The following is a 1,222-nucleotide window of genomic DNA, read 5'->3' as shown; positions in this document are numbered from 1 at the left end:
AGTTCTGAGAAATTCTAAGAAAATCACCTGTAACGTTTCGCGGCTAGTGGCTTTTTGCGAAACCAGCGAACTGCGTACTTTCAGCTAAGATAAAATATTTACGTTAAAAACCAACGTGAAACCACGAAAATCCAGCAATGGCTACTAGCCGCTGTTATGCGAAGCCTTAAAGTTGAATTTCATAAAGTAACACTTCTCCAGTTTCCTCATTAAAAAAATACAAAGATCCTTGGTTAAATCCTTTCTGAGAATAACACGTAAATCCTGATTTTGGAACAAACCAACTTGGCGCATCACTTGGAAGATTTAAGGTTTTAGATTTTTGGATTTCTAATCTATTTTCCTTTTTGAATTTTTCAATCCAATCTTTAGATGTTTGAAAATCTAAATACACGATATATTCAAGAGTAAAGTGAGATGAGCGCCAATACTTTCCATTTTTGACATTGACATTTTTTGGTTCATTTCCGGACCACAATTCAAAAACCTCATTTGCTTCATTTGAGTTTTTCTCGAAACATGAAACTGTCAAAAACAAAGTCAAAATAAGCAATAAAATTTTGGTTAGTTTCATGATTTTACGGTATTTGTCAAAAGGTTTCGCATAACGTTTCGCTGCTATCCGACTGTAGCGAATCCAACGAACTGCGTACTGTCTGCTAAGATAATATTTTTACGTGAAGAAAGAAGTACAACTCAAGAAAAACCAGCTATAGCGGATAACAGCTGTTATAGGCAGGCATTATTAATTCATTAACTTTCCTTGAATTTCACTGAGAATTTTGTCAATTTTCAATTTAACTTTTTCGATATTTTTTTCATTTGTCGATATGTAATGATCTAATAATCTAAATTCAACAATCAACTCTGAATCTTGATTTTCTCTTTTAAAATTTTCAAATTCATCAGAAAACTGGATTCTGTAACTAGTTAAAGAATATTCACCGTTTGGTCCGCCATAAATTTTATCAGCATCAAAATCATCTTGACCGTCATCTTCCCAAAAGCAAAGTAGGCAAATCTCCCAACTACATCTTTTGTCGAGTGTTAAATATCCACAAGCCGGACATGAATTTGGAAGTTCAAAGTCAATATCTTTTCTTAAATTACATCCACTGATTTTAGGGAAAAGATTGTCGAAATATTCTCTTCTATTTTGTATAATTTTTATTTTGGCTTGATTTTCCATAATATTTTTCACGCTCTGTTGGTCGCTTGCCTA

The 1,222-nt window shown here is 33.0% G+C and carries 2 protein-coding genes; both read right to left on the bottom strand.

From position 1 onward, the window contains the following. Window positions 1-166: 166 nt before the first annotated feature. Window positions 167-574, bottom strand: a complete 408-nt coding sequence (locus SK086_RS13570) for a hypothetical protein (protein WP_324692342.1) — start codon at window positions 572-574, stop codon at window positions 167-169. Between the two features lie 171 nt (window positions 575-745). Further along, entirely contained in the window at window positions 746-1,189 is a 444-nt protein-coding gene (locus tag SK086_RS13565) for a CPCC family cysteine-rich protein (protein ID WP_324692341.1), read from the bottom strand. Window positions 1,190-1,222: the final 33 nt, after the last annotated feature.

The organism is Flavobacterium cheonhonense (assembly GCF_035671315.1).
In the GTDB taxonomy this organism is placed as follows: domain Bacteria; phylum Bacteroidota; class Bacteroidia; order Flavobacteriales; family Flavobacteriaceae; genus Flavobacterium; species Flavobacterium cheonhonense.
Note: the sequence above shows the minus strand (reverse complement) of the source record. Positions and strands in the feature narration are given on the sequence as shown.